The organism is Siminovitchia jepli (assembly GCF_047228825.1).
Classification (GTDB): Bacteria; Bacillota; Bacilli; order Bacillales; family Bacillaceae_C; genus Siminovitchia.
The window spans coordinates 1-1767 of record NZ_JBFEGN010000183.1 but is presented as its reverse complement, the minus strand read 5'-3'; the positions used below and the strand labels follow the sequence as shown (position 1 = coordinate 1767).

The 1767-nt window shown below is 46.5% G+C and carries 2 protein-coding genes; both read right to left on the bottom strand.

Annotation, left to right across the window (positions count from 1 at the left end; genetic code table 11):
• Nucleotides 1-936 (bottom strand): group II intron reverse transcriptase/maturase (gene ltrA, locus AB1L08_RS22255; RefSeq protein WP_413066756.1); only part of this gene is annotated, 936 nt, incomplete at its 3' end.
• Nucleotides 937-1212: 276 nt separating this feature from the next.
• Entirely contained in the window at nucleotides 1213-1368 is a 156-nt protein-coding gene (locus AB1L08_RS22250; protein ID WP_413066755.1) for a hypothetical protein, read from the bottom strand.
• Between the last annotated feature and the right edge of the window lie 399 nt (nucleotides 1369-1767).

Sequence of the window (1767 nt, the reverse complement as noted above, 5' to 3'; positions counted from 1 at the left end):
GCTCTTTCCTTGTTGCCTTCTGGATAAATGTCTTATCCTGTTCTTGAACTTGTTTACCCTGGTGTCGGGAAGAACCATGAAATCCTTCCATAATTCAAAGCCTAGGAATCGGAACCCTTCATCGAAATGGACGACTTTTGTCTTTTCAGGGTGCATCGTGAGTTTGAGTTTTCCTTCAAGAATCTTTTCGGCCGCTTTATACGCTCGTTGTGCCTCAACTTTTGTCTTACAGAAGACAATCGCATCATCCGCGAATCGGACTACTGGAAAGCCTTCCTCTTTCATCTTCCAGTCAAATTCATCAAGGTATATATTCGCCAATAAGGGCGATATGACCCCACCTTGCGGCGATCCTATTTCCGTTTCATGGAACTGATTATCTTCCATGACCCCTGCTTTTAGCCACATCTCGATTAGGTCGAGTACTCGCCCGTCGGCGATTTTGGCCCTTACTTTATTCATGAGTAAGTCATGAGGGATTGTATCGAAATACGATTGAATATCAAGGTCTACTACATACTCATATCCATGCTTCTTGGCTCGTCTGACGACATCAAGTGCCTGATGTTGCGAATGTCCTTTTCGAAATCCATAACTGTGCGGATAGAAATCACGGTCAAACAGAGGTTCAATCATTTGTCGGACTGCTTGTTGGACAATGCGGTCCCTGACTGTTGGAATTCCAAGCGGGCGTTTCTTCCCATTGTCTTTCTCAATATAATGTCGGAGGACTGGTTCAGGTCGGTAACGCCTTTCTTTGATTAGACGCTGAATCTCCCCGAGATTTTGATCCAGTTGCACTTCAAACCATTGAATCGTCTCGCCATCTATCCCCGCACTTCCCCGGTTTGCCTTCACGGCATTCCAAGCGTCATGTAGGTTTGAAAGGCGATATACTTTATCAATGATTGAGTAGTATTTGCGCTTCGGTCTCATAGCAGCTCACCACCTTCACGCTTACTCACCACATTGGTCTTATAGTCGCTACAAGAAATAATTCCTTTCTCTTTCCACCATGTCGAACTGCGTGTCTAGGTTTAACCAATCGCTCCTATCCTTCATGGTGTACTCAGGTCGCCAGTTCCTCTCCATCCTCACGTGCATCACGGTCGGCGGGACGTACCCATTCGATGAACCGTTACATTAAGGCGCTTATATTTCCCACTCACTTCTATTCACAATGTTAACAAAGCAGGTCCCTTCGCCTCCATCTCACAGCTTTTGGTCATGAAATGGGTTGGATGACTTGATGCATCCACTCATCCGAATTTTCTCCTCCAAACTGTCGCCAGCATTCATCGGTTCGGATTTCATCACTACTACGGAGCCATCCGCCACCTGCAGTACCATTGGTTTGGCTTTCCCCATTGGGTTATACCTCCCCTACCTAACAGCGTTCACTGATAGGAGCCTACAGTGCTTCCCCCGGTTATCACACATTCTTTTCCATCCATCCCGACCCTAATCACGTCGATGCGCCCTATAGGTCATTTCCCTTTTTGCCGTTTTCCTATAGGATATGCTTTCGCATAGGCTTCCCCGTTTTTCTGGCGGGTCACCCATCATCGCCGCCACCTCTGGTTCACATCATGTTCCGGGCTGGATTTTACCTGCAGACCTTTCAGATTCCTCTTCACAGAGGACACCCTGTCAATCCTTCTCATTTAATGAGGGAGGATTTCTACTTCGGCTACAGCACTTTAAAGGGTAAAGTTACTGAGTGGATTTTAACCACTTAGATTGTGTAACTGCGGGGCACACAGAAAA

What these genes read in the sequence shown, in the direction of transcription:
- AB1L08_RS22250 (WP_413066755.1), bottom strand. Translation starts at nt 1,368, where the DNA reads ATGGGGAAAGCCAAACCAATGGTACTGCAGGTGGCGGATGGCTCCGTA.